Consider the following 25,302-nt stretch of genomic DNA (forward strand, 5'->3'; position numbering starts at 1 on the left):
AGCAATCACCGGTGGGAGACGGAGGGACCATGCACCGGACCTTGATCGTCGCGCGGCTGCAGCCGGGGCACGCCGACCGGGTCGCCGAGGTGTTCGGCGAGTCGGACCGCACCGAACTGCCGCACCTGCTCGGGGTCCGCTCGCGCAGCCTGTTCACCTTCCACGACCTGTACTTCCACCTGATCGACTCCGATCAGGACCTGGGTCCGGGGCTGGCCCGGCACCGTGACCATCCACTGTTCACCGAGGTCAGCGACCGGCTGGCGGCGCACGTCAGCGCGTACGACCCGGGCTGGCGCGGCCCGGCGGACGCGATGGCCACCGAGTTCTACCGGTGGCGGCGGTGACCGCCGACGCGGCCCGGACCTCGGCGGGGACCGGCGACGCGCACCGGACCGCGGTCGTCACCGGGATCGGGGTGGTGGCGCCGGGCGGCATCGGCGTACCGGCCTTCTGGGATCTGCTCACCGCCGGCCGCAGCGCCACCGGCCCGATCACCCTGTTCGACCCGCAGGGATTCCGGTCCCGCATCGCCGCCGAGTGCGAGTTCGACCCGGTCGCCGCCGGGCTGAGCCCCGAACAGGCCCGGAGGCTGGACCGCACCACCCAGTTCGCGCTGGTCGCGGCGGCCGAGGCGATGCGTGACAGCGGACTCGACTTCGCCGCCGCCGACCCGTACCGGCTCGGCACCGTCATCGGCGGGGCGGTCGGCTGCACGATCCGGCTGGAGGAGCAGTACAAGGCGGTCAGCAACCACGGCCGGGACTGGCTGGTCGACCACACGGCGGCCGGCGCGGACCTGTACGACTACCTGGTCCCCAGCTCCATCGCCGCCGAGGTCGCCTGGCAGTGCGGCGCGCAGGGGCCGGTTTCGCTGATCTCCACCGGCTGCACCTCCGGTCTGGACGCCGTCGGGCACGCCGCCGCGCTGATCGTCGAGGGCAGCGCCGACGTGGTGGTGGCCGGCGCGTCCGACGCGCCGATCTCGCCGATCACCGTGGCCTGCTTCGACACCATCCGGGCCACCTCGGCCAACAACGCCGACCCCGGGCACGCCAGCCGCCCCTTCGACCGGCGACGCGACGGGTTCGTCCTCGGTGAAGGCGCGGCCGTGTTCGTCATCGAGGAGGCCGGCCACGCCCGCCGACGCGGTGCCGCCGGCTACTGCCGGGTCGCCGGGTTCGCCCGCCGGGCCAACGCGTACCACATGACCGGTCTGCGCCCCGACGGCCGGGAGATGGCCGACGCGATCCGCGTCGCGCTGGCCGGGGCCCGGCTCGACCCGACCGACATCGACTACGTCAACGCCCACGGCTCCGGTACGCGGCAGAACGACGTGCACGAGACGGCGGCCTTCAAACACAGTCTCGGCCAGCGGGCCTACCAGGTGCCGGTCAGTTCCATCAAGTCGATGGTGGGCCACTCCCTCGGCGCGATCGGCTCGATCGAGGTCGCGGCCTGTGCCCTGGCCCTGCGCCACCAGGTGGTGCCGCCGACGGCCAACCTGACCGAGCCCGACCCGGACTGCGACCTGGACTACGTGCCGGTCACCGCGCGCGACGCCCACCTCGACGCGGTGCTCAGTGTCGGCAGCGGATTCGGCGGTTTCCAGACCGCCGTGGTGCTCGACCGGACGGCGGCGCACCGGTGAGCGCCCCGACGCCCGGCGCCCTGACATCCGGCACCGCCGGCGGGCGGGCACTGGTGACCGGGATCGGCGTCGTCGCCCCCAACGGCACCGGGGTGCCGGCGTACTGGTCGGCCACCCTGGCCGGCAAGAGCGGCATCCGGCCGCTGCCGTCGGTGGGTGCCGACTATCCGCTGCGGGTCGGCGGCGTCGCCGAGGACTTCGTCGCCGGCGCGCACCTGCCGCCCCGGCTGACCGCGCAGACCGACCGGTGGACCGCGTTCGGGCTGGCCGCCGCGACCGAGGCGTTCGCCGACGCCGGCATCGACCCGACGACCCTGCCCGAGTACGAGTTCGGTGTGGTCACCGGCAGCTCGTCCGGCGGCAACGAGTTCGGCCAGCGGGAGATCGCCCGGCTCTGGTCGCAGGGGCCGCAGTTCGTCGGCGCCTACCAGTCGATCGCCTGGTTCTACGCGGCGACCACCGGACAGTTGTCCATCCGCTACGGCGCCCGGGGCCCGTGCGGGGTACTGGTCAGCGAACAGGCCGCCGGGCTGGACGCCCTCGCCGACGCCCGGCGGTTGCTGCGCGCCGGCAGCCGACTCGTGGTCTCCGGCGGGGCCGAGGCACCGCTGTCGCCGTACGCCATCGTCTGCCAGCTGGCCAGCGGCCGGCTGGCCACCGGCGACGACCCGCACCGCAGCTACCTGCCGTTCGCCGCCGACGCGGCCGGCTACGTGCCCGGTGAGGGCGGGGCGATCCTGCTGGTCGAACGGGAGGACTCGGCGCGTTCGCGCGGTGCCCGTGGGTACGCCGAGATCGCCGGCTGCGCCGCCACGTTCGACCCCCGGCCCGGCACCGGCGAGCCGGGCCTGCGCCGGGCGATCGAAGCGGCGCTGGCCGACGCCGGCCAGCGACCGACCGACGTCGACGTGGTCTTCGCCGACGGCGCCGGGGTCCGCGAGGCCGACCGGCAGGAGGCCGCGGCGATCGCCGCCGTGTTCGGTCCCGGCCGGGTGCCGGTGGCGGTGCCGAAGACCATGACCGGCCGGATGTACGCCGGTGGGGCCGCCCTCGACGTGGTGGCGGCGGTGCTGGCCATCCGGGACTCGGTCCTGCCGCCGGCGGTGGGGATCGGCGCGCCGGCCCCGGACTGTCCGCTCGACCTGGTCCTGGAGGTGCCCCGCCCGGCGCGGGTGCGGGTGGCGGTGGTGCTGGCCCGTGGCTACGGCGGGTTCAACGCCGCGCTGGTGGTCAGGGCGGTGTGACGACCCTCCGCCGGCCGGCGGAGGGCAGACGGAAGGGACGACCAGATGCCCACGTTCACAGTGGACGACCTTGGTGCGCTGCTCGGTGAGGTGGCGGGGGAGGGCGCCGGGCCCGGCCCGGCCGCCGCCGACACCAGCTACGCCGACCTCGGCTACGACTCGCTGGCGCTGCTGGAGGTCAGCGTCCGGGTCCGTCAGACGCTCGGCGTCGAGGTGCCGGAGGACGCCGTCGCGGTCACCGCCACCCCGGCGCAGACGGTCGCCCAGATCAACGAGATCCTCGCCAACCCGCCGGTGAGCACGGCATGAGCGGGCGTACCGACAACGCGATCAGGATCGCCGCGCCGATGGAGCTGGTCTGGTCGGTCACCAACGACGTCGCCGGCTGGCCACAGCTGTTCAGTGAGTACGCCGCCGCAGAGATCCTGCACACCGCGCCGAACTACGTACGGTTCCGGCTCACCACCCACCCCGAGGACGGGCGCAGCTGGAGCTGGGTCTCCGAGCGGGAACTCGACCCGGTCAACCGGGTGGTGACCGCCCGGCGGGTCGAACCCGGCCCGTTCGAGTACATGCGGCTGCGGTGGGAGTACCGCCAGGTCGGCGACGAGGTCGAACTGCGCTGGCAGCAGGAGTTCCAGATGCGTCCGGACGCCCCGGTCGACGACGCCGCGATGACCGAACGGATCAACCGAAACTCCCCGATCCAGCTGGCCCGGATCAAGCAGATCCTGGAAAGCGGCGGCCCGTCGCCGACACCGGAGCAGGAGTCGTCGCCGTCGCTGGAGCGGGCACCGGAGCAGGAGTCGTCGCCGTCGCTGGAGCGGGCGCCGTGAGCGCCCTCGCGCAGACCGCCGCCGGACTCGCCGCCGTCTGCAACGGCGTCGCCGCCGGGATCATGGTCTCCACCGTGGTCGGCATCGTGCCGATGATGGTCGCCCAGCCGTACCGGGGGTACGTCCGGACCGTCCAGTTTCTCTGGCCGCGCTACGACCCGCTGATGCCGATCCTCAACGGTACGGCCCTGGCGCTGGCGGTGGTCGCCGCGATCGCCGCGCCCACCGCGTCGGCGCGCACTGTCCTGGTCGTCGCCGCCGCGCTGCTGGCCACCGTGATGGCCATCTCGATCGTCAAGAACGTCCCGGTCAACCGGTACGTCAGCCGGCTCGACCCCGGCCGGCAACCCGACGACTGGGCCCGGCTCGACCCCCGCCTGCGCTGGCAGCGCTGGAACCGGATCCGTACCGCCGCGGCCGTGCTCGCCTTCATCGCGAACGTCGCCGCCACCGGGCTGCTGACCTGACCCCGGTGACACCGAACCCGAATCGTCTGTTGGAGGCATCCATGCCCACCTCACTGTCCGGCCGGGCGGCCCTGGTCACCGGGGGCACCCGGGGAATCGGCCGGGGCATCGTCACGGCCCTGGCCCACGCCGGTGCCGACGTCGTCGCCTGCTACCGCGCCGACGGCCCGCACGTCGACGACCTCGCCCGTACGCTCAAGGAGATCCCCGGCGACCACCACCTGGTCCGCGCCGACATCGGCGACCCCGGGCAGCTCACGGCCCTGGCCGACGAGTGCCGGCTGCGGTACGGCCGGCTCGACGTCGTGGTCAACAACGCCGGCGTGATCAGCCACCAGCCGATCGACCAGTTGGCCGTCGACGAGTGGCGGCGGGTGCTGGACACCAACCTCACCGGCGCGTTCCTGGTCGTGCGGGAGGTCCTGCCCCTGCTCGGCGCCGGGGCGTCGATCGTCAACGTCGGCTCCCGGGTCGCCACCGTCGGCATCCCGCTGCGTGCCCACTACACCGCCGCGAAGGCCGGCCTGATCGGGCTCACCCGGTCGTTGGCCAAGGAACTCGGGCCCCGGGGAATCCGGGTCAACCTGGTGGCACCCGGCGTGATCGCCACCGAGAAGGAGCTGCCCGCCGAGGTCCTGGCCCGTTACGAGCAGCTGACCGCGCTGCGCCGCCTCGGCACCCCGCAGGAGGTCGCCGCCGTGGTCTGCTTCCTCGCCAGCGAAGCGGCCGGCTACCTGACCGGCGCCACCGTCGACGTCGACGGTGGGATCTGACATGGCGGCCCCCCAGACGGCCCGGGCGCCCGAGGCGCCCGAGGCATCGCAGACCGATCAGTGGCCGGAGTCGGCCACCGCGTACCGGGTGCTGCTGCGGATGCAGGTCAAGGCCGGGCAGGACGACCAGTTCGTCCGGGCCTGGTGCTCCGGCGCGGCCACCATCGCCGCCGAGGCCGCGCAGCTCGGCCAGTCGCTGAGCCGCAGCGACACCGAACCCGGCGTGTACTACATCGTCAGCGACTGGACCGACGAGGCCAGCTTCCGCGACTACGAGCAAAGCGACCGGCACCAGGAACACCGGGCCCGGCTGCACCCGTACCGTGAGTCGGGGTCGATGTCGACGATGACCGTGGTCGCGGTCCGCCCCGCTGACGCGGCCGGCCCGCGCGCTGGCGACGGAGCCGGTCCGCCGGCCGCCGACGGAGCCGACCGGTGAGCGGCCCACGGGTCTGCGTACTGCTGTTCGCCGTGGCCCCGCCGGACGGGCCGGCCAGCGTCGTCGACGCCTACCACCAGGTGAGCCGGGAACTCGACGGCACCCCGGGACTGGTCCGCAACGCCCTGCTGGAACTGGTCGACCCGCCGGGGTCGATGGTGGTGCTCAGCGAGTGGGCCAGCATGGCGGCGTTCCACGCCTGGGAGCAGGGTGCGGCACACCGGCAGATCACCGCGCCGCTGCGGCCGTACCAGGACACCCGGATGAGTCCGCCGTTCGGCGTCTACCGCGTCGCGGCCTCCTACGGGTAGGGGCGGCGACGATGGACACCGTGGCGCCGGTGCGCGCCGCCCGGCCGGACACGTCGGCACCCGCCGTCGCGGTGGTCGGCTCGGACGGCTTCATCGGCCGGCGACTCAGCGGCTCACTGATCGCCCGGGGCACCGTGGTGCACGGCTACACCCGCCAGCGCGGACTGCACCAGCAGGCGGCCACCGGCGGCCCGGCGGTCATCTTCTACCTGGCCACCAGCGTCACCCCGGCGCTGGCGGAGCAGCATCCGGAGCTGGTCACCGCCGACCACGCCCGGTTCGCCGCGCTGGTGCGGATGCTGGCCCGGACCCCGGACCCACCGATGGTCGTGCTGACCAGCTCCGCCGGCACCGTCTACGACCCCGACCTGCCCGGACCGTACCGGGAGGACCTGCCGACCCGGGCCACCTCCCGCTACGGCGCGGCGAAGCTCGCGCTGGAACAGCTGCTGCTCGACCACTGCGACAGCATCCCCACCGTCATCCTGCGACTGTCCAACGTCTACGGGCCGGGGCAGCGGGTAGACCGCAGCCAGGGCGTGCTGGCCTACTGGCTGCGCGCCGCCGCCGCCGGGGAGCCGCTGACGTTGATCGGCGACCCGGACACCACCCGGGACTACGTGTACGTCGACGACGTCGTCGACTGCATGCTGCGGCTGCCCGCCCGGCTCGGCACCACCGCCGGAACGCCGCCGGTGATCCTCAACGTCGGCTCCGGGGTCAGCACCCCGCTGGCGGACCTGCTGACCGCGGTCCGCACGGTCGTCGGCGGCGACCTGCCGGTACGCCGGCTGCCGCCACGCCCGGTGGACCGCCGCGACGTGCTCCTCGACGTCGGCCGGGCCCGCCGGCTGCTCGGCTGGCGGTCGCGGACCACGTTGGCCGACGGGATCACCGCGATGTGGCGGGCCACCCCGAACCGCCGCCCGCCGCCGGACCCCGGCACCGTGACCGGCCGCACCGCCGTACCCCCGCCCCGTGCCTCCCACGACGACGAAAGGCAGACCGATGCTCGCTGAGTTCATGGCCCGTACCGGCAACAGCGTGATCCGCAACATCCCGCCGGACGGCCGCGCCTACTGGGCCGCCCGGTTCTGGGACCGCGACACCCACGAGCAGCACCCGGTGCTCGGCGAGGCGTTCCTGCAGCAGAAGGCGACCGTGGCCGAGCTGATCAGCCGGCACGCCGCCGACACCGGCCGGGTGCTGGAGTTCGCCTGCGGCACCGGCGAGTTCACCCGGTTGGCCGCCGAACGGACCAGGGCCCGCCAGATCACCGCGGTCGACATCTCGGCCGAAGGACTGCGTCGGGCCCGCGCCCGGGTCGACCACGACAACCTGGAGCTGATCCAGGGCGACTTCTGGGCCGACCACGGCGTGGGCACCTCCGAGCTGGTGATGTGCCTGGACGCCATCCACCATCTCGGCGACGTCCGGCAGGTGCTCACCCGGCTGCGGGGCTTCGTCGCCCCTGGCGGGACGTTCATCGGCAACCTGTGGACGGTCGACAACTTCCACCAGTTCCAGCGGCTGCGTTACGGCCGGGTCGCGCATCTGCGGCGTACCGCCGGTTTCCTCGGCACGGCGCTGATGATCCGCACCAGCGGCGGTCGACTGCGCACCGGGGCGTACCGCACCCAGCTGCTGCACAGCGACGCCGCCACCCGCATCCTGCGGGACGTGTTCGACGAGGTCGTCGAGGTCCGGGTCGAGGACTACTTCATGGCCTTCGCCTGCCGGGTCGCACCGGACGCCTCCGCCGGGCCGGACGCCGCCACGGGGCCGGCCCCCTCCGCCGGACCCCGCTGAGGAACCGGGGCGGAAGGGAGACGACGATGCGGATTCTGGTCACCGGAGGTGCCGGGTTCATCGGCCGGCGGGTGGTCACCGCCCTGGTCGACGCCGGTCACGAGGTACGCGTCGTCGACGCGCTGCTGCCCGAGGCCCACCCCGACGGCACGCCGCCGCCGATGCCCGACGGCGTCGAGTTCGTTCCCGGCGATCTGCGCGATCCCGCGACGGTGGAGACGGTGCTGCGCGGCGTCGACCTGGTCAGTCACCAGGCGGCGGTGGTCGGTCGGGGTCGGGAGATCCTCGACGCCCGCCGGCACGTCGGCTGCAACGACCTCGGCACCGCCACGCTGCTGGCGGCGATGGCCGAGGCCGACATCGGTCGGCTGGTCCTCGCCGGCAGCGTGGTGATCTACGGCGCCAGCCGCTACCGCTGCCCGGAGCACGGGCTGACCCGCCCGGCCGGGCGCGAACCGCACGATCTGGCGGCCGGCCGGTTCGCGCCGGTCTGCGGGCAGTGCCGCGGCGTCGTCGACGCCGAGCCGGTCACCGAGGACGACGTGCCGGACCCACCGCGCAACATGTACGCCGTCACCAAGCTCGCCCAGGAGCTGCTGGTCGACGCCTGGGCGGTGCAGACCGGCGGCAGCGCGATCTCGTTGCGCTACCACAACGTGTACGGCCCCGACATGCCCTACGCCAGCCCGTACTCCGGGGTGGCGGCCACCTTCCGCAGTGCGGTCGTCGCCGGGGTCGCACCCCGGGTGTACGAGGACGGCGCCCCCCGCCGGGACTTCGTCCACGTCGACGACATCGTGTCGGCCAACGTCGCCGCGCTGCGCCGCACCGACGCGGGCCTACGGACGTACAACGTCGCCTCCGGCGACCCCCGGACGATCCTGGAGGTGGCGACGGTGCTGGCGGCCGCCGGTGGCGGCCCGGCACCGGTGGTGACCGGCGAGTACCGGGTGGGCGACGTCCGGGAGATCGTCGCCTCCCCTCGGCGGATCATGACCGAGCTCGGCTGGACGCCGACGGTCGGGTTCGCCGACGGCATGGCGGCGTTCGCGGTGGCGCCGATGCGGGGCCGTACCCCGGCGGAGGACGCATGTCGGTGAGCGTGGTCATCCCGACCCTCGGCACCCGTACGTCACTGTGGTCCTCGGTGGAGGGTGCGGTCCGGGCGGCGTCCGCCACCGGCCCCGACGCCGAGGTGCTGGTCGTCGTCAACGGCGCGCGACGGCTGCCGGCCCTGCCCCGCTCGTCGCTGGTGCGGGTGCTGCGCCTGGAGCGGGCCAACGTGGCGCGGGCCCGCAACGCCGGGCTGGCGGCGGCCTGCAACGACATCGTGCTGTTCGGCGACGACGGTGCCGGCTATCCGCCGAGCTGGGGACGCGACCTGGCGGCGGCGCTGGCCGGCACCGACTGCCCGGTGGTGACCGCCCCGGTCCGGGTGCCGCAGCGGGGGCCGGTGACCGCCTTCTGCAACCATCAGCGGCTGTTCGACGCGCCACCGGTCGACGCCCGCTCGGCCCGCACCGTCACCGGCAACTGCGGGGTACGGCGTGACCTGCTGCCCGGCTGGTTGCGCTTCGACGAGAAGCTGCCGCTGGTCGGCGAGGACGTCGCGTTCGGTCATGCGGTACGGGCCGCCGGGCTGCCGATCCGGTGGCTGGCCGGCACAGCACCGGGTCTGCACCTGTTGCCGGAGCACGTCGACGAGATCACCGAACGGGCCCGGCGCTACGGTCGGGGTGCCGCGCTGGTCTGGCGCGGCGACGGCACCGGGGCCGATCCGGCCGGGATGCTCGCGCAGTTCCGGTTGCTCGCCTCGGCCGGCTACCGCCGGTACCGCCGCTTCCCGGAGGTGCGCTCCGATGGGCTGCGCGCCGCGTTCGCGCTGTACGGCTACCTGTTCGAGGCCGCGTTCGTCGCCGGCTACCTGGCCGAGGCGCTCGACGCCGGCGGTGCACCGGTGGCCGACGTCGACCTCGCCGGGCTGACCTCGGCGTGGCGGTCGGTCGCCGACCGGGCGGCTGCTGCCGTCGTGTCGCCCGCCACGGCGGCGGTCGGGCTGGACCTGACCCGGCTCGACGTCGGCACCACAGTCGACCTGCCACTGGTCGAGGCCGCCCGGCAGGCGCTGGCCGACCACGTCCGGCCGGGCACCGGCCCGGCCGCGCCGGTGTCCGCCGTGCTGCCCGCCCCGGCCGCGTCGGCCGCGTCGGTGTCTGGTCCGGTGTCCGGTACGGCCGGCCAGGCGGACCTGCACCGGGTGCTCGCCGTCTGGCGGGCGGTACGGGCCGACGGCGGCCCCACCGACCTGGACACCCTGGACGCGCGGCTGCGCACCGAGGGCCTGGTGCTGCGGGAGGCGTGCGCGGTCATCGAACGGGCCGCGATGTGGCGGGCCGGTCGGGCGACGGCGTCCGCCAGCTGACCGGGCCGCCGGCCCCGATCGTCGACCCGCCCGGCTCTGCACGCAGGCCGGGCGGGTCGACGGTGCCGGGGCGGGTTCACCGCCCCGGGCGCACCCAGATCGGGTTGCTGTAGAACCACAGGTCCGTCCACGGATCGGCGGAGCCCTCCAGGTCCATCGCCGGGCCGGCCGGGTCGACCGCCGCGCCCAGGTAGCCGGGTGCGCTGCGGTTGCCGTCGGTGCCGCGCACCCGCAGATAGCAGGGTTCGGTGACGTGCCCCAGGTCGTACCGGAAGGTCACCGTGCCGGTCGACGCGGTGACCTCGAACGACTCCACCACCGACGTCTGCGGGGCGGTACGGGTGTCCAGGTCGGCGGCCGGGCCGGTCACCGCGCCCCGGATCACGTCCACCCGGGCCAGCCGGGGGACGAACTGCGCCCAGTTCGCCTCCTGCGCCAGATCGACCGAGATGGTCAACTCGACCCGGCTGCCGGACCGGACGGTGAGGGTGTCACCGAGGGTCGCCCACCGTCGGCCGGCGACGGCCCGTACGTCGAGGGAGTCGATCAGACCGCCGTGGTCGACCCAGATCCGGCCGGCCCGCAGCCCGGCCATCACCGCCGCGTACGACCTGCGGTCCGCACCGACGTGGGTGCGGCTGTAGTAGCCGGGCCAGAAGTCGAACGTCCACGGGTTGATCGCGCCGCCGTACACCGGGTCGGCGTGCCGGCCGGTGCCGTGGAAGTCGCTGTCCGGGCCGGTGATCGCCGGATCGGCGTAGATCGAATGCGCGTCCGAACTCGCCGTGATCCACCACGGTCGGCCCTCGGCCAGCAGGCTGTCCCACACCCCGCCGACGGTGGCGGTCATCCAGTCGAACCCGCCCCAGGTGCGGTAGCTCTCCCGCGGGTAGCCGGCGAACGACTCGTCGGTCGCCGACAGGTAGTACAGCCCCCGGGCCATGCCCAGGCCGAACGGCGCGGCGATGCCCGCCGCCTGGTGACCCGGCGCCCCCTCGAAGCCGATGGCCACGTCCGGCCGGGTGTCGCGCCACCGTCGCAGCTCGTGCGGGGTGTTCAGGCCGCGCCGGGCCGGATGGTTGCCGATGAACAGGGCGTCGCGTACCCGCCGGCGGTCCACCGCCTCGCCGAGGAACCGCAGCCCGGCCAGGGCGAGATCCTCGTCGGGTGTCGCCGCGCCGGTGGCGTCCAGCACGTCGGCGTCGAACCGGGACTCGAATTCCCGCAGCACCGCCAGGTCGTCCGGCCCGGGGTGGACGAACACGGTGCCGTGTTCGGCTGCCGGGATGTTCCACTCCAGCCCCTGGAACACCAGCATGTCGCCGACCGCACGGCGCACGGCGGCGATGTCGGCGGCGGCCAGTTGCGCGCCGGCGCTGGCGTGGACGTCCCGGCCGTGATCGGCCAGCACGAGCCAGTCCAACCCGTACGCGCGGGCCTGCCGGACCAGGTCCCGTACCCGGTAGATCCCGTCCACGCTGAACTGGGAATGGACGTGGTGGTCGCCGGCGAGCCAGTGGTAGCCGGCCCGGGGCGGCCGGTCCCGTCCGGCCGCGCCGGTGCCGGCGGCTGCCGGTGCCGCCGTCAGCGCCTGACCTGCGGTCAGCGGGCCGGCGGCGGCCGCGCCCAGGCCGACCGCGCCGGCGCCGCGCAGGAACCCGCGCCGGGACACGTCGCCGGTGCCGGGGGTGTCGGGGTGGGGCTGCGGGTCCGGTGATACGACGTCAGCTGCCATGTGTCGCGCTCCTCGGGGATTCACCATGTGCTGGTCAGTGCGTGGCGGCGACGTCCGGACGTCGACCGGCCGAGGTGGCTCCGGCCAGGGCGACCAGGTCGTCGATGATCTCGTTCGGTGCCGGCTGGGCGAGCATCTCGGCCCGCAGCCGCTGGGCCGCCTGCCGGTACCCCGGGTCGTCCAGCAGCAGGTGGCCGTCGGTGAGCAACTGCGCGGCGCTCACCTCGGTCGCCCGGCGCAGCACCCCGGCACCGGCCTGGGCCAGCAGGTAACCGTTGACGCCCTCGTCGAGGATCTGCGGCAGCACGATCTGCGGCAGGCCGTGCCGCAGCGCGGTCAGCATGGTGCCGGCCCCGCCCTGGTGGATCAGTGCGTCGCAGCTCGGCAGCAACGCGTCCAGCGGGACCGACTCGACCACCGTGACGTTCGACGGCAGCGGCGGCAGCATCTTCCGCTGGTTGGCGGTGATCGCCAGCATCAGGTCGGCACCCCGGTCGGCGGCGAGCTTCGCGCAACCCGCCAGCACCTCGCCGGGCAGGAAACCGCGTTCGCCGAGCAGCCGGTGGATCGACGTACCCCAGGTCAGGCAGATGCGCGCCCGGTCGGGGCGGCGGTGCACCCAGCCCGGCACCTCGGACAGTCCGTTGTGCGCGATGTAGCGGGTCCGGATGCGCCGGGCCGGCGCGATCGCCTCGGACAGTTGCAGGCCGGGCGGGCAGGGGTCGATGGTGGCCGCGCCGAGCAGGTCGACCGAGTCCAGGCCGAAGCGGGCCAGCAGCGGATCGAGGCCGGTCACGTTGATGAAGTAGGTGGCGTCCGGGCCGAACAGGGTGCGCACCGCCGGCACACCGGTCAGCGCGGCGACGACCGGGCCGGCGTGGGTCAGCGGGTCGAACACGATCAGGTCGGGCCGCCACGACCGGGCGAGCGCCAGCAGGTCGTCGACCATCCGGTCGGCGACCTCGCCGTACAGGGAGGTCCGGGCCGGCGCGGTCTGCGCCCGCTCCACCCAGATCGCCCGGAACACCGCGTGCATCTCGTCCTCCAGGGCACGCAGCAGCCGGAACTCCGGGCCGAGCCGCGCGGGGTCGCCCTCGGGCGCGAGCCGGTCGGTGATCCGGTCGGTCCGGGCCCGTTGGCTCGCCGGCCGGCCGGCCGGCGCCCCGTCGAGGCGGATCCGTTCGGTCGCCCGGTGGAACACCCCCGCGATGTCCAGATCCCGGCCGACCCCGCTGGTGGGCAGACCGGACCGGTCCATCGACGGCAACAGTTCGGGCTGACTGGTCATCCGAACGTCGTGACCGGCGGCCCGCAACGCCCAGGCCAGCGGCACCATGGGGAAGTAGTGCGACGGCCAGGCCCAGGTGGTGAACAACACACGCATCGGTGGCTCCTCGGTGGGTTCTCGGTGGCGCCTCGGCGTGATCGTCGGCGGTGCCGGTGGTGAACCGGTCGAAGTGGGCTGGAAGCCGGTGTGCGGACCTGCGGGTGGAGCCGGGCTGGAGCCGGCCGCGACCGGCGGAGGCGATCGTGTCGTCGACGTGCCCAGCCCAGCGGGGAGGCCCTCGATGTCCACCGTCGAACCACCAGCCAGTCCACCGTCACCCCCTGTCGTGCACCGGCCGGTCGGTGCCGCCGACGTCACGGCGAACCGCCGGCGCGGCGGTGACCTGCGGGTACTGCTCGGTCCGGCGACCGTCGGCGCCACCGCCGGGTTCCTCGGTGTGGTCACCCTGGCCCCCGGCGAGTACGTCTCCGAGCACTACCACCCGTACTCGGAGGAGTTCCTGTACGTCGTCTCCGGGTCGGTGGTGGTCCGCCTCGACGGAACCGACGTGCCGGTCGACGCCGGGCAGGCGGTGTTCGTCCCGATCGGCGTACCGCACCGGGTCACCAACTCCAGCGACGCCCCGGCAGTCGCGACCTTCCAGCTCTGTCCGCTCGCGCCCCGACCCGAACTCGGCCATGTCGACACCGAACCGCAGCCGGGCGTCGGGCCGACCCTGCAGGTCGGGCCGAGTCTGCCGGCCGGACCCCGGTGACCGGGTCGGCCACGGCAGGCGTGGCAGCCGCCCTCGCCGGCGATGGTCCGTTGTCAGGGCGCGTCACGCTGCTCACCGGGGCGCGGACCACCCTTGGCGGGGCCGTCGCGGCAGGCCTGACCGCCGCCGGCGCCCAGGTGCGGGCCGTCGATCCGCATCCGGTCAGTGGCCTCGCCGACGCGGTCGCCCACTGTCGAGTCGACGATCGCGTTCCGCACCTGCTTGTCCACCTCGTCGAGGTACCAACCGTCGGCACCGGCACGGCGGACGACCGGGTGCTCGCCACCGCCCGACGGGTCGGCCGGCAGGTCGCGGCCGCCGCAGCCGGCTGCGGCGGTGGCGGTGGCGGTGGCGGTGGCGGCGTGGTGTTCGTCGCGGTGCCGCCGGCCGGGGCGGGGCCCGACGCCGTCACCGAGGCCGGGCTGACCGCGCTGGCCCGTACCCTCGCCACCGAATTCGGCCCGACCGGTGTCCGGGTCAACCAGGTCGCCGGTCCGGGCTGCGCCGACCGTCCCGACCAGGTCACCGCCGCCGTGCTCTTCCTGGCCAGCGACCGGGCCGCCGGCGTCACCGGGCAGACCCTGCGGCTCGGCGGTACGCCGTGACGCCGCCGACCGCCGTTCGCTGTGCGGTCGTCACCGGCGGCACCCGGGGGGTCGGGCGCGCCACCAGCCTGGCGTTGGCCGGTGCCGGCGTCGCCGTCGTCGCCGTCTACCGGGGTGACGACGACGCCGCCGAGCGGCTCGCCGCCGCACCGGGCTGGGACGCCCGCCGCTGCCGTACGATTCGCGCCGACCTGACCACCCCGGCCGGGCGCGAGGTGCTCTCCGCCGCCGTCCGCGACCAGCCGGGCGGGGTCGACCTGCTGGTGAACAACTTCGGCAGCTACCGGCCGGCTCCGTTGGCGGCCAGCGACGAGCAGGAGATCAGCGACGGGCTGCACACCAACCTCACCGCGCAGCTGCTCGTCACCCGCGCGCTGCTCGGGTTGCTCACCGACGGCGGCGCGGTGGTCAACGTCGGTGCCGGGATGGCCGACCGTGGCCGACCCGGGCACGTGGTGTTCACCGCGGCCAAGGCCGGGCTCGCCGGCTTCACCCGGGCCCTGGCCAAGGAGCTGGCCCCCCGGTCGATCCGGGTGAACACCGTCGCCCCCGGCGTCGTCGTCACCGAACGGGGTCTCGACCTGCCACCCCCGGTACGTGCCGCGCTGCTGGCGGCGATCCCGCTGCGCCGGTTCGTCACCGCCACCGACGTCGCCGAGGTCGTGTGCTTCCTCGGTGACGCCCGATGCGCCGGTGCGATCACCGGCAGCACCATCAACGTCGACGGTGGACTTTGACCCGGAGGGTGACCCATGCCGCGTAGCCGTACCGTATCCGCACCGCGCCGGCCGGGCGGCGGGTCGGGCGCCGACCCCGCCGCCGACCGGCCCGGCGCTCGGCCCGGCTGGGTCCGGCGGCTGCTGCCGATCGTGCGGCTGCGGCCGGGCAACCTGCTGATCGCCTTCGCCGCCACCATCGGCGCGGGTGTCGCCGCGGCGGCCCTGCTGCTGGTCCAACGCCAGGTGCTCGACCTGGCGGTGGCCGGCGACACCGGCGCGCTGCCGTGGCCGTTGGCGTCGCTGGTGGCGCTCGGCGCGGTGGCGTACGTCGCGCAGCGGATCGCCGCCTACCGGGAACTCAAGGGTGCCAACGACGCCCAGTTCCTGGTCTACGACGCGGTGCATCAGCGGATGCAGCGCATCGACCCGGACAGTCAGCCGCTGCCGCCAGGGCAGCTCGCCGCCCGGCTCAACCTGGACATCGACCGGATGTCGCGGGCCGTCGCCTCGCTGCCCCGGCTGCTCGGTGCGGTCGTCGTCGTGGCGACCGCCGGGGTCCTGATGCTGCTGCTGCACCCGGCGGTCGGCGTGACGGCGCTGCTGAGCGTGCCGCTGCTGCTCGCCGTCGCCTGGTGGATCCGACGCCGGGTCCGCCCGGCGGTCTGGGACGCGCAGCAGCGGGAGGCGGACGTCGCGCAGACGGCGAGTCTGGCCATCCACGGCGTACGGGTGGTCAAGGCGTTCGGTCAGGAGTCCCGCGAGACCGCACGGTTGGCGGCGGCGGCCGACCAGCTGTTCGGCTCCCGGATGCGCAGCGTCCGGTTGCAGGCCACCCACCAGCCGCTGCTGGACCTGGTGCCGCTGCTGACCCAGGTGGCGGTGGTCGTCCTCGGCGGCTGGCTGACCCTGCGCGGTGAGATCAGCCTCGGGACGTTTCTCGCGCTGAGCATCTTCGCCGGGCAACTGATCGGCAGCGTACGGTGGCTGGCCGACTCCGTGGTGGACCTGCAGGAGGCCGGCGTCTGCGCCGAGCGGGTGCTGGACCTGCTGGACCTGCCGCCGGCGGTGGTCGAGGACCCGGCGGCCGGTCCGCTGCCGCCGCTGCGCGGAGACGTGTCGATGGACCGGGTCCGGTTCGGCTATCCCGGCGGCGCGCCGGTGGTGGACGGACTGTCCCTGCGGGTGGCCGCCGGCGAGTCGGTCGCCCTGGTCGGGGTCGCCGGCTCCGGCAAGTCGACCCTGCTGAAGCTGCTGGCCCGGTTCCACGACCCGCAGTCCGGCGCGGTCCGGCTCGACGGGACCGACCTGCGTACGGTGACCCTGCGGTCGCTGCGTCGGCAGGTCGGGTCGGTGTTCGACGAACCGTTGCTGTTCACCGGCACCATCGGGGACAACATCCGGTACGGCCGACCCGACGCGACCGACGACGAGGTCGAGGCGGTGGCCCGGGTCGCCGGCGCCCACGACTTCGTCGCCGACCTGCCCGACGGGTACGCGACGGTCGTCGGCGACCGGGGTTCCACCCTGTCCGGCGGCCAGCGGCAGCGGATCGCCCTGGCCCGTACCCTGCTGACCGGGCCCCGGGTGCTGCTGCTCGACGACCCGACCGCCGGGGTCGACGCCAGCCTGGAGTGGGAGATCCACCGGCGGCTGCGCGACTGGGCGGTCGGTCGGACCGTGATCTACGTCGGCTACCGGGCCGCCACCATCGCCGTCGCCGACCGGATCGTCGTGCTCGACGCGGGTCGGATCGTCGACCAGGGCCGGCACGCGGAGCTGCTGGAGCGCTGTCCGGCGTACCGGCGGTTGGTGGACCCGCAGGCCGCCGCGGGCCCCGATGCCACGGCGCAGGACGGCCCCACAATGGACGCCGACCCGACGGCGGAGGCCGACCCGGCCCGGCCGGCGGCGTCCTCGGCCCGCCGGGGCGGACGGCGCGGCATCCGATCCGGCGGCGGCGACGAGCGGCTGCGCGCCGCCGCGGCCCGGCTCGCCCCGCCACGCGACTCCTACCCGGTCGGCGCGATCGACCTGGCCGGGCCGTTCTCCGTCGGTGCGCTGCTGCGGCCGCACCGCGCCGGGTTCGCCGTCGTCCTGGCGCTGCTGGCGGTGCAGACGGTCGCCGGCGTCCTCGGCCCGCTGTTCACCCGCTCGGCCGTCGACGACGGCATGCTCGCCCAGTCGATGGACGGGGTGCTCACCGCGGCGGCGGCGATCCTGGTGACCAGCCTGGTCGGCCTGCTGCTCGCCCCGGTCACCGCGATCGTCGCCGGCCGGGCCGGGCAACGGGTCGTCGCCATCCTCCGGATGATCGTCTGGACCCGGATGATCCGGCTGCCGGTCTCCTACTACGAACGGCAGCCGGCCGGCCGGCTGCTCACCCGGCTGATCCACGACGTACAGGGCTTCGCCCAGTTCGCCACCACCGGCCTGGTCGGGGCGGTCGTCGCCGCCCTCACCGTCGTCGGCGTCCTGGTGGCGATGCTGGTCGTCGACGTGGTGCTGGCGACGCTGGTCGCCGTGTCGGTGGTGCCCTTCATCCTGCTGCTGCGCTGGTTCAACGCCCGGCTCGGCGCGGCGTTCCTGGCCGCCCGCGAACAGATGGCCGACGCCAACGCGGCGCTGCAGGAGAACCTCGCCGGTGTACGCGAGGCCCAGGCCTTCGGCCAGCAGGAGCGCCAGCACGCCGAGTACCGTCGACTGATCCGGATCTACCTGGACCACCGACTCGCCGCCGAGAAGCTGATCGCCGCCAGCTATCCGGTGGTCACCTTCCTCAGCGGCATGGCGCTGACCATGGTGTTCGGGCTGGGTGCCGTGCTCCTGGCCCGTGGCGCGCTCACCGCCGGCGAGCTGATCGCCTTCGTCCTGTGGGTGGGTCTGTTCTTCCCTCCGATCGTGGAGCTGGGCACGTTCGTGACCTCCGACGTGCAGCGGGTCGGCGTCTCCACCGGCCGGATCCGGGAGCTGTTCGACGAGAAGCCCGGCCCGCCGCCGCCGACGTCCCCTGCACGGCCCGCGCGGATCCGCGGTGATCTGCGGCTGACCGGCGTCCGGTTCCGCTACCCGGGCACCCGCAGCGAGGTGCTGCACGACGTGGACCTGACGGTCCCGGCAGGGACGACACTGGCCCTGGTCGGGCCGACCGGCGCCGGCAAGTCGACAATCGTCAAGCTGCTGGCCCGGTTCTACGACCCGGATGCCGGACAGGTGCTCCTCGACGGCGTACCGCTGGCCGACCTCGACCCCGCCACGCTGCGGCGCACCGTCGGCTACCTGCCGCAGGAGCCGTACCTGTTCGCCGGCACCATCCGGGACAACATCGGCTACGGCCGGCCCGAGGCCACCGACGTCGAGATCGAGGCGGCCGCCCGCGCGGTCGGTGCCCACCAGGGCGTCACCGGGCTGCCACAGGGGTACGGGTCGGCGGTGGGCGAACGTGGCGACCTGCTCTCCGCCGGTCTGCGGCAGCTGGTCTGCCTGGCCCGTGCCTACCTGGTCGATCCGGCGGTGGTGCTGCTGGACGAGGCGACCGCCAAGCTCGACCTGTCGACCGAGGCCCGGGTGCTGGCGGCGGTCCGTGCCGTCGCCGAGGGCCGGACCACCGTGATGATCGCCCACCGGCTGCAGACCGCCCGGATGGCCGATCGGATCGCCGTCGTCGCCGACGGCCGGATCGTCGAGTTCGGCACCCACGCCCAGCTGGTGACGGCCGGCGGCCGATACCACCAACTGTGGACGGCGGCGGCGCTGCCCAGTGCCCCGGTGGACGCGTCAGCGGCATCCGCGCCGGTCTGACCGGGCGGGTCAGGGCGCGGCGGCTCCGGCCGGGATGCGTCGGGTCCGGTCCGACCCGGCGGGGTGTCGTCGGCTCCGGCCGGTCAGCGGCGGGTGACCCACTGCTCCAGGTCAGCCACCACGGCCGCCGGCGCGGGCCGTACGGCGATCCGGGCGGCCAGCCCGGTGGCGGCCCGCGCGTACGACGGATCAGCCAGGACCTCGGCGGCGAGCGCCGCCACCTCGGTCGCGTCGACCTGCTCGCCGCCGCCGACCCACCGCCCGGCACCGGTGCCGGCCAGCCGCTCGGCGTTGAACGTCTGGTCCGGCAGGCTCGGTACGGCTACCTGCGGCACCCCGTGCGCGGCGGCGGTCATCATCGTGCCCCCACCGCCCTGGTGCACCAGCAGGTCACAGCTGGGCAGCAGCAGGTCCAGCGGAATCCGCCCGATCATCCGCACGGTCGCCGGCACCGGGGCGAACAGGTCCCGCTGACTGTCCGGCACCGCCACGACCAGCTCGGCGTCGAGGGCACCGAGCGCCCGCAGGATCGCGGGCACGTGCCGCATCCGGTCCGGATCCAGTGCGTGCAGCGACGTACCCCAGGTCAGACAGACCCGGGGTCGGCGGGCCGGTGCGGTGAGCCAGTCGGGCATCCGGGCCGGTCCGTTGAACGGCAGGTACCGCACCGGCATCCGGGGCAGGTCGTCACTGATCTGCAGCTCGGGTGGACACGGGTCCAGGGTGCGGTCACCGGCGGGGTCGACACCGTCGATTCCGTACCGCTGCGCCAGTGGGCCGGTGATCCGTCGGGGGAAGCCGTTGACCGGCGAGGTGAAGTCGCAGCACCACAGCTGGCGTACCGCCGGGATCCCCAGCACGGTGGCGACCAGCGGGCCGACCAGCGCGGCCGGCTCGTAGACCACCAGGTCCGGGCGCCAGCCACGGCAGAACCGCAGCAGCTCGTCGGCGAGCAGACCGGCGACGACCTCGGCGGTGGCGACCATTCCGGTGAAATCGAGTCGGCCGGCGACCGGGGCCGGCCGGGGGCGGCGCAGCCGTTCCCGCCGCTGCTGACGCAGCAGCGCGAACATGTCGACCGGCGGCCCGATCGGCAGTGCCGGCAACCCGGCCCGCACCACCGGACCGGTCTCGGTGGGATGGCACGCGACCAGCACCTCGTGACCGGCGGCGCGCAGCGCCCAGCCGGTCGGAACGAGTGGGGCGAAATGACCGCCACCCGCCCACGACGCGAACAGCACCCGCACGACCAGCCTCCGATCCGTCGCTGACGTCGCGAGTCTGCGCGCCGGCACTGTGATCTGGTTCCAGTCGTGGTGTGGCCCGGCTGGAGGACCGTCGGCGTCTCGTGCCGGCCTCGCCCGGGATGCGAATCCGACCCGTCATGGTGGCGCCACCGGCAAGAGGGGAGTGACCATGCGGTTGGGAGTCTTCCTGTCCCGCGACAGCGGGCCACAGGTGGCCGAGGAGGCCGAGCGGCTCGGATACGAGACGGCCCTGGTTCCGGAGGGGTTCAAACAGGACGCGCCGAGCCTGCTCGGCGCGGTGGCCGCCCGTACCCGGCGGATCCGGCTGGCGTCCGGTGTGATGCAGATCCCGGCCCGTACGCCGGTGCTGACCGCGCTCACCGCGTCGACCCTGGACGCTCTCAGTGGCGGCCGGTTCGCCCTGGGGCTCGGGGTGTCCAACCCGGACGTGTCACTCGGCTGGTACGGCGTGCCGTACGACCGACCGTTGGCCCGCACCGAGGAGTACCTCGCGGTGGTCCGGATGGCGCTGTCCGGAGCGCCGGTACGCCACCAGGGCCGGTTCTACCAGTTGCCGCCGGAGGGCACCACCGAGGCGGCGCAGCTGCGGGCCGGGCCGCCCCGCCCGCAGCTGCCGATCTACCTGGCGGCGGTCGGACCGGCGAACCTGGAGCTGGCCGGCCGGGTCGCCGACGGGTGGATCGGGGTGTTCTGCTCGCCGCAGCGGCTGGCCGACTCGCTGCACCGGGTGCGGGCCGGCCGCCAGCAGGCCGGCCACCGGCTGGACGGGTTCGAGGTGCTGCCGTCGGTGCCGATCAGCGTGGGCCCGGACCCGGTGGCCGCCGCCGAAGCGGTCCGCGGCTACTTCGCGAACTTCATCGGCCTCGGCAGCCGCCACCGCAGCATCTACCACCGGTTGGTGACCGAACTCGGCCACGGCGCGGCGGCGGACGAGATCCGGGACCGTCAGCGCTCGGGTGACCGGGCCGGCGCGGCGGCCGCCGTACCGATGGCGTTGATGGACGACACGTCGCTGATCGGCCCGGCGCAGCGGATCGCGCCCCGACTCGCCGCGTACGCGGCCGCCGGGGTGACCACCCTGGGGCTCACCCCGCTGGCCGCCACCGCCGCCGGACAGATCGAGGCGCTACGGGTGGCCGCCGCCGCGCTGCGCCTCGCCGGCGGCTGACGCCGCCGACCGGCGCAGCCGGACCCAGCCGGTGACGTTGCGTTGCATGGTGCGGGCCATGCCCAGCGCACCGGCGGGCACGTCGTCGGTGATCACCGAGCCGGCGGCGGTCTCCGCGCCGTCGCCGACCTCGACCGGTGCCACCAGGATCGTGCCGGCGCCGATGGAGACGCCGTCACCGATGCGGACCCGGCTCTTGACGCCACCGTTGAAGTTCGCCGGCCCGGACATGCTCGCCAGGTTGCAGCCGCGTCCGACGTCGGCGCTGAACAGTCCGGCCAGGTGCGGGACGCTGGTGCCGGCGCCGACCGTCGAGTCGGCGATCTCCACGAACGCCCCGGCGCGGCAGTCGTCGCCGAGGCTGGCGCGGGAGCGCAGCCAGGCGTACGGCCCGACGTTGACCCGGTCACCGAGGTCGACGTCCTGACAGACCGCGTACCGGATCTCGCAGTCGGCACCGACCCGGCAGTCGTGCAGCGACACCCCGGGGCCGATCCGGCTGCCGGCGTCGACCGTGGTGTGGCCGGTCAGTCGGGTGCCGGCCAGTACGGTGACGCCGGGCGCGAGCTGGACCGTGGCGTCGATGGAGGTGGTCGCCGGGTCCTCCACGTACACGCCGCGTCGTAGCCAGCCGGCCACGATCCGGGCCTGGACGGCCCGGTGGGCCTCGGCCAGCTCCACCGGGTCGGTGGTGCGTAACGACTCGGTCGGGTGCAGGGTCACGTCGTCGACCCGCACCCCGGCGGCGACCAGCTGGTGGCGTACGGCGGCGCAGGGTGTCTCGGCGGCGAGGTGGCCGGCGAGCCGGGCGACAGAGAGAGGGACGGGCCCGGCGAGGACCAGGCCGGCCGGTGCGTCGGGCGTGGCCGGCGGGGTCGGATCCCACCACGGTGCGGGGCGTCGCGCCCGCAGCAGCACCACGCGGCCGCCGCCGGTGCCGCCGGTGTCGTCGGTGACCCGGTCCACCGCCCAGGCCAGGGTGCCGGCCCCGATCAGCGGCGTCGCCGTGCCGATCAGCAGTACCGGCCGGTCGCCGGGGCGCGGCGGTTTCGTGACCACCTCGGCGTCGAGACGGGCGAGGGTGTCCAGCAGCCAGTGGCCCGCCGGCCGCCCGGCCAGCACCGCCTGCTCCGGTCCGTCCGGCACCGCCTGCTCCGGTCCGTCCGGCACCGCCTGCTCCGGTCCGTCCGGCATTGCCTGGCTAGGCGCGCCGACGAGCACCGCGACCGGCCGGTGCCGGCCGCTCACCGGTGACCCGCCGGTGCCGACTGCGGTCCGCCGCCGCACGCCGCGCCGAGACCGGTGACGTCGAGGGCGGCCTTGACCAGCCGGAACGCCTCGCAGTAGCGGACCTCGGTGAGGTCGTGGGTGGCGGCCTGGCGGGCCCACCACGTCGCCCGGTCCCGGATCGCCTGCTCGGCGACGTACGGCTTGTCGCGTTCGGACTGGTACTTGGCCACCGCCGCGAGCTTGTCCGGCATCCGGGCGGTGACGTCGACGTAGACGTCCGGAGTGAACAGGTTGTTCATCAGGGGTGGTTCGGCCTGCAGAATGGTGCGGACGAACGGACTGCGGCCGGCCATCGTGGTCGCCGCCCGACCGGCGGTCTCGTGGTCCTGGTGGTCACCGGCGCCCACCAGGTGGGTGATCACCAGCGCCGGGCGGACCCGGTGCAGGTGGTCGGCGACGCAGGAGTACGTCTGCCGGTCGGCGGCGAGCGCGCCGTCGACGAGATTCTCGATGACGAGGTTGGCCCCGATCACCCCGGCGGACTGCTTCGCCTCGTCGGGGCGGGCCGCCGCGGCCGGTGAGGAACTCGCCGAGCCGTCGGTGAGCGCGAGGATGTGGACGTCGAAGCCGGCGGCGCCGAGCCCGGCGAGGGTGCCGAAGCAGCCGAGTTCGGCGTCGTCGGGGTGGGCGAAGACAGCCAGTACCGACGGATGGGCCACAGCGGTGTGCTCCTGTCTGCTCGGGCCGGGACGCCCCGTACCGTCGCGGTGCGGGTCGGCAACGACCGGACGCCGCCGCGCCACGGGCGCGACGCCGGTACCGGCGATGATGACCGGCACCGGCGATGATGGCGGGTACGGATCGAGGGGCCGTCGAACCGTCGTCGAGCCGTCGCGACGGATGGTCGGGCGGCCTGGCGCAACTACTGCACGGCGGGCCGCTGTGTCCCGTCGTACGGTGGCAGCAGCGCGGCGGCGATCGCCTTGTTGACCGCGTCGATGCGCGACACGGCACCCAGTTTGGCGAAGATGTTGCTCAGGTGGCGTTTGACGGTCGCCTCCGTCAGATACAACCGGGCGGCGATCTGGGCGTTGCTGAGTGCCTGCGCGGTCAGCGACAGCACGTCGATCTCCCGGGGGGAGAGCATCGCGGTCGATGTCGGCAGCTGGGCCAGGCTGCTGCGGGACACCGCGAGGGTGACGTGGTTGTCCTGGATGCAGGCGTTGTGGATCGCGGAGACGAGCTCCCGACGACTGACGCTCTTGAGCAGGTAGCCCCGGATGCCGAGGGAGAGCAGCCGCTGCAGCAACCGGGGTCCGTCGTACATGCTCAGGATGATGATCTCGGTTTCCGGGACGAGTTCACGCAACGCGATCACCGTGTCGGTGACGTCGCCACCGGGGATCTCCACGTCGAGCAGGACCACCCGGGGCCGTTGCTGGGCCACCAGGGCGATCGCGTCGGCGCTGTTGCCGGCCTCACCGACCACCACCAGCCCCGGCTGGCTCTCCAGGATCTCGCGGAGCCCTTCCCTCATCAGCGCGTGATCGTCCACCAGGACCACCGTGATCGGCTCTGGAGTCACCCGGTGTCTCCCTCCACTGGCAGCCGTAGCTCGATGTGCGTCCCGCCGCCGATCCGGCTGATCAGCGACAGCGAGCCGCCCAGCAGGCTGGCCCGTTCCTTCATCGACAGCAGCCCGGTGCCCCGGTGTCCGGCGGCCGGGTCGAAACCTTCCCCGTCGTCGACCACGCTGGCCTGCAACCGGTCGGGTGCGAGGTCGATGCGGACCATGACGAGCTGCGCCCGCGCGTGGGTCACGGTGTTGCGCAGTGCCTCACGGACGATCAGGAAGGTCTCCTCGATCAGCGTGGCCGGCACCCAGCTCTCGTCGCCGTTGACCTGGATGTCGTGGATCAGCTCGGGCGTCGCCGTGCTGTCCAGGAACAGCCGCAGCGCCTTCTCCAACCCGTGCACCGGCTCGACCAGTCGGAGCCCGGCGATCGTGTGCCGGACGGCCTCCAGGGTGCCGGTCAGCCCGTGCTGGGCGGCTCGTAGCCGGCTCAGTGCCCGGTCCTGGTCTGCGGCCCAGTAGATCTCGGACAGTTCGAGTTGGCGTTGCGCGACGCCGATGCCGTGTCCGATCCGGTCGTGCAGTTCGCGGCTGATGTGGCGACGTTCCTCGATCTGGGCGCGGTGGATCCGGTTGAGCAGCACGCCGACGTAGGCGTCCGCGGCCACCCGCAGGGTGTGGGTGAGGATCTCGTGCAGGGTGAGCGCGGTCAGGATGAGACGGTCGGTGGCGTCTGGGCCGTCCACCGTCGCGGCGACCCGTCGTACCACTGTGGCGAACAGCAGGTTCGCGGCCCGCAGCGACTCGGTGGGCGAGGTGTTGGTGGCGGCCCGGTCGGCGCCGATCTCCCGGGCCAGCCCCGGCTGGACGACGGGCGTCGGGTGGCCGCCGACCTGGGCCGCGGTGCGCGCCAGGATGTCCCGGGCATGGGTCAGCACCTGCTTACGGGACAGGTCGTCCAGCAGTAATGCGCTACCCGCCCTTTCTAATGCCACCTCGAAATCGCGCAGGATCGTGGGCGAGAGGGCCGTTATTTGGTCACTCAGGGTGGTCTGCGACGGCTCCTGGAGTGGCTCGCTCACAGTGTTCCTCCGGCATCCTCACTGGGGATCGAGGGTATCCGTAGAACGTGCCGTCCGTCTATCCGTCGGCCACGCATTTTCCGCTTTACGGACCTGGTCCACAGTGGCTGGCCGGATCGGGAACCGGACC

Annotated in this window: 25 protein-coding genes; 18 read left to right on the forward strand and 7 right to left on the reverse strand. The window is 74.1% G+C overall.

Annotated features, from left to right (window positions below):
• Positions 1-29 precede the first annotated feature (29 nt).
• Genes ACN28F_RS28410 through ACN28F_RS28470 form a run of 13 tightly spaced genes read left to right on the forward strand, consistent with a single transcriptional unit; the run spans position 30 to position 9,952 of the window.
• Positions 30-347 (forward strand): TcmI family type II polyketide cyclase, encoded by a 318-nt coding sequence (locus tag ACN28F_RS28410; RefSeq protein WP_289205520.1) that lies wholly within the window; start codon positions 30-32, stop codon positions 345-347.
• Positions 344-1,651: a beta-ketoacyl-[acyl-carrier-protein] synthase family protein gene (locus ACN28F_RS28415; protein ID WP_421360529.1), complete on the forward strand. Its 1,308-nt coding sequence runs from the start codon at positions 344-346 to the stop codon at positions 1,649-1,651. The genes ACN28F_RS28410 and ACN28F_RS28415 overlap by 4 nt, the downstream gene beginning before the upstream one ends.
• Positions 1,648-2,895, forward strand: a complete 1,248-nt coding sequence (locus ACN28F_RS28420) for a ketosynthase chain-length factor (RefSeq protein WP_421360531.1) — start codon at positions 1,648-1,650, stop codon at positions 2,893-2,895. The genes ACN28F_RS28415 and ACN28F_RS28420 overlap by 4 nt, the downstream gene beginning before the upstream one ends.
• 45 nt (positions 2,896-2,940) lie before the next feature.
• Entirely contained in the window at positions 2,941-3,204 is a 264-nt protein-coding gene (locus tag ACN28F_RS28425; protein WP_289205523.1) for an acyl carrier protein, read from the forward strand.
• Complete coding sequence (locus tag ACN28F_RS28430; RefSeq protein WP_289205524.1) at positions 3,201-3,731, forward strand: SRPBCC family protein; 531 nt, start codon at positions 3,201-3,203, stop codon at positions 3,729-3,731. Before ACN28F_RS28425 ends, ACN28F_RS28430 begins: the two co-directional genes overlap by 4 nt.
• Positions 3,728-4,198: a DUF1772 domain-containing protein gene (locus ACN28F_RS28435; RefSeq protein ID WP_289205525.1), complete on the forward strand. Its 471-nt coding sequence runs from the start codon at positions 3,728-3,730 to the stop codon at positions 4,196-4,198. Before ACN28F_RS28430 ends, ACN28F_RS28435 begins: the two co-directional genes overlap by 4 nt.
• 41 nt (positions 4,199-4,239) lie before the next feature.
• Positions 4,240-4,971, forward strand: coding sequence for an SDR family NAD(P)-dependent oxidoreductase (locus tag ACN28F_RS28440; RefSeq protein ID WP_289205526.1), 732 nt, complete (start codon positions 4,240-4,242; stop codon positions 4,969-4,971).
• 1 nt (position 4,972) lies between these two features.
• Positions 4,973-5,410 carry an antibiotic biosynthesis monooxygenase family protein gene (locus tag ACN28F_RS28445; RefSeq protein ID WP_289205527.1) on the forward strand — a complete coding sequence of 146 codons (438 nt, stop codon included), beginning with the start codon at positions 4,973-4,975 and terminating at the stop codon, positions 5,408-5,410.
• Positions 5,407-5,721, forward strand: a complete 315-nt coding sequence (locus tag ACN28F_RS28450; protein ID WP_289205528.1) for an antibiotic biosynthesis monooxygenase family protein — start codon at positions 5,407-5,409, stop codon at positions 5,719-5,721. The genes ACN28F_RS28445 and ACN28F_RS28450 overlap by 4 nt, the downstream gene beginning before the upstream one ends.
• Before the next feature lie 11 nt (positions 5,722-5,732).
• Positions 5,733-6,740, forward strand: coding sequence for an NAD-dependent epimerase/dehydratase family protein (locus ACN28F_RS28455; protein WP_289205529.1), 1,008 nt, complete (start codon positions 5,733-5,735; stop codon positions 6,738-6,740).
• On the forward strand, positions 6,730-7,530 hold the full coding sequence (locus ACN28F_RS28460) for a class I SAM-dependent methyltransferase (protein WP_289205530.1): 801 nt from the start codon (positions 6,730-6,732) through the stop codon (positions 7,528-7,530). Before ACN28F_RS28455 ends, ACN28F_RS28460 begins: the two co-directional genes overlap by 11 nt.
• Before the next feature lie 26 nt (positions 7,531-7,556).
• Positions 7,557-8,630 carry an NAD-dependent epimerase/dehydratase family protein gene (locus tag ACN28F_RS28465; protein WP_289205531.1) on the forward strand — a complete coding sequence of 358 codons (1,074 nt, stop codon included), beginning with the start codon at positions 7,557-7,559 and terminating at the stop codon, positions 8,628-8,630.
• Positions 8,627-9,952, forward strand: a complete 1,326-nt coding sequence (locus ACN28F_RS28470) for a glycosyltransferase (protein WP_289205532.1) — start codon at positions 8,627-8,629, stop codon at positions 9,950-9,952. Before ACN28F_RS28465 ends, ACN28F_RS28470 begins: the two co-directional genes overlap by 4 nt.
• A gap of 76 nt (positions 9,953-10,028) precedes the next feature.
• Here the strand turns inward: ACN28F_RS28470 and ACN28F_RS28475 are convergent, their stop codons facing one another.
• Together ACN28F_RS28475 and ACN28F_RS28480 are read right to left on the reverse strand one after the other, a co-directional pair.
• Positions 10,029-11,687 carry a PHP domain-containing protein gene (locus ACN28F_RS28475; RefSeq protein WP_289205533.1) on the reverse strand — a complete coding sequence of 553 codons (1,659 nt, stop codon included), beginning with the start codon at positions 11,685-11,687 and terminating at the stop codon, positions 10,029-10,031.
• Positions 11,688-11,721: 34 nt separating this feature from the next.
• Positions 11,722-13,071 (reverse strand): nucleotide disphospho-sugar-binding domain-containing protein, encoded by a 1,350-nt coding sequence (locus tag ACN28F_RS28480; RefSeq protein ID WP_289205534.1) that lies wholly within the window; start codon positions 13,069-13,071, stop codon positions 11,722-11,724.
• A 184-nt stretch (positions 13,072-13,255) separates the two neighbouring features.
• Between ACN28F_RS28480 and ACN28F_RS28485 the strand changes: the two genes are divergently transcribed.
• From ACN28F_RS28485 to ACN28F_RS28500, 4 genes are read left to right on the forward strand one after another with little or no spacing between them, the layout of a single operon-like run.
• Positions 13,256-13,729 (forward strand): cupin domain-containing protein, encoded by a 474-nt coding sequence (locus ACN28F_RS28485; protein WP_421360537.1) that lies wholly within the window; start codon positions 13,256-13,258, stop codon positions 13,727-13,729.
• 50 nt (positions 13,730-13,779) lie between these two features.
• Entirely contained in the window at positions 13,780-14,334 is a 555-nt protein-coding gene (locus ACN28F_RS28490) for a Rossmann fold domain-containing protein (RefSeq protein ID WP_421360540.1), read from the forward strand.
• On the forward strand, positions 14,331-15,071 hold the full coding sequence (locus ACN28F_RS28495) for an SDR family NAD(P)-dependent oxidoreductase (protein WP_421360542.1): 741 nt from the start codon (positions 14,331-14,333) through the stop codon (positions 15,069-15,071). Before ACN28F_RS28490 ends, ACN28F_RS28495 begins: the two co-directional genes overlap by 4 nt.
• 15 nt (positions 15,072-15,086) lie before the next feature.
• Positions 15,087-18,851, forward strand: coding sequence for an ABC transporter ATP-binding protein (locus ACN28F_RS28500; RefSeq protein WP_421360545.1), 3,765 nt, complete (start codon positions 15,087-15,089; stop codon positions 18,849-18,851).
• Between the two features lie 83 nt (positions 18,852-18,934).
• On the opposite strand, the gene ACN28F_RS28505 is transcribed toward ACN28F_RS28500, so the two are convergent.
• Positions 18,935-20,098: a nucleotide disphospho-sugar-binding domain-containing protein gene (locus ACN28F_RS28505; RefSeq protein WP_289205539.1), complete on the reverse strand. Its 1,164-nt coding sequence runs from the start codon at positions 20,096-20,098 to the stop codon at positions 18,935-18,937.
• Between the two features lie 169 nt (positions 20,099-20,267).
• Between ACN28F_RS28505 and ACN28F_RS28510 the strand changes: the two genes are divergently transcribed.
• On the forward strand, positions 20,268-21,287 hold the full coding sequence (locus tag ACN28F_RS28510) for an LLM class flavin-dependent oxidoreductase (protein WP_289205540.1): 1,020 nt from the start codon (positions 20,268-20,270) through the stop codon (positions 21,285-21,287).
• Here ACN28F_RS28510 and ACN28F_RS28515 read toward each other — a convergent pair.
• The 4 genes from ACN28F_RS28515 to ACN28F_RS28530 all read right to left on the reverse strand — a co-directional run bounded on the left by ACN28F_RS28515 (position 21,246) and on the right by ACN28F_RS28530 (position 25,172).
• On the reverse strand, positions 21,246-22,535 hold the full coding sequence (locus tag ACN28F_RS28515; protein WP_421360548.1) for a hypothetical protein: 1,290 nt from the start codon (positions 22,533-22,535) through the stop codon (positions 21,246-21,248). The genes ACN28F_RS28510 and ACN28F_RS28515 overlap by 42 nt on opposite strands.
• Positions 22,532-23,236, reverse strand: a complete 705-nt coding sequence (locus ACN28F_RS28520) for a PIG-L deacetylase family protein (protein ID WP_289205542.1) — start codon at positions 23,234-23,236, stop codon at positions 22,532-22,534. Before ACN28F_RS28520 ends, ACN28F_RS28515 begins: the two co-directional genes overlap by 4 nt.
• A 203-nt stretch (positions 23,237-23,439) precedes the next feature.
• Positions 23,440-24,102, reverse strand: coding sequence for a response regulator (locus ACN28F_RS28525; protein ID WP_289205543.1), 663 nt, complete (start codon positions 24,100-24,102; stop codon positions 23,440-23,442).
• On the reverse strand, positions 24,099-25,172 hold the full coding sequence (locus tag ACN28F_RS28530) for a sensor histidine kinase (protein WP_289205544.1): 1,074 nt from the start codon (positions 25,170-25,172) through the stop codon (positions 24,099-24,101). Before ACN28F_RS28530 ends, ACN28F_RS28525 begins: the two co-directional genes overlap by 4 nt.
• Positions 25,173-25,302: the final 130 nt, after the last annotated feature.

It is taken from the genome of Solwaraspora sp. WMMA2101 (genome assembly GCF_049179175.1).
Classification (GTDB): domain Bacteria; phylum Actinomycetota; class Actinomycetes; order Mycobacteriales; family Micromonosporaceae; genus Micromonospora_E.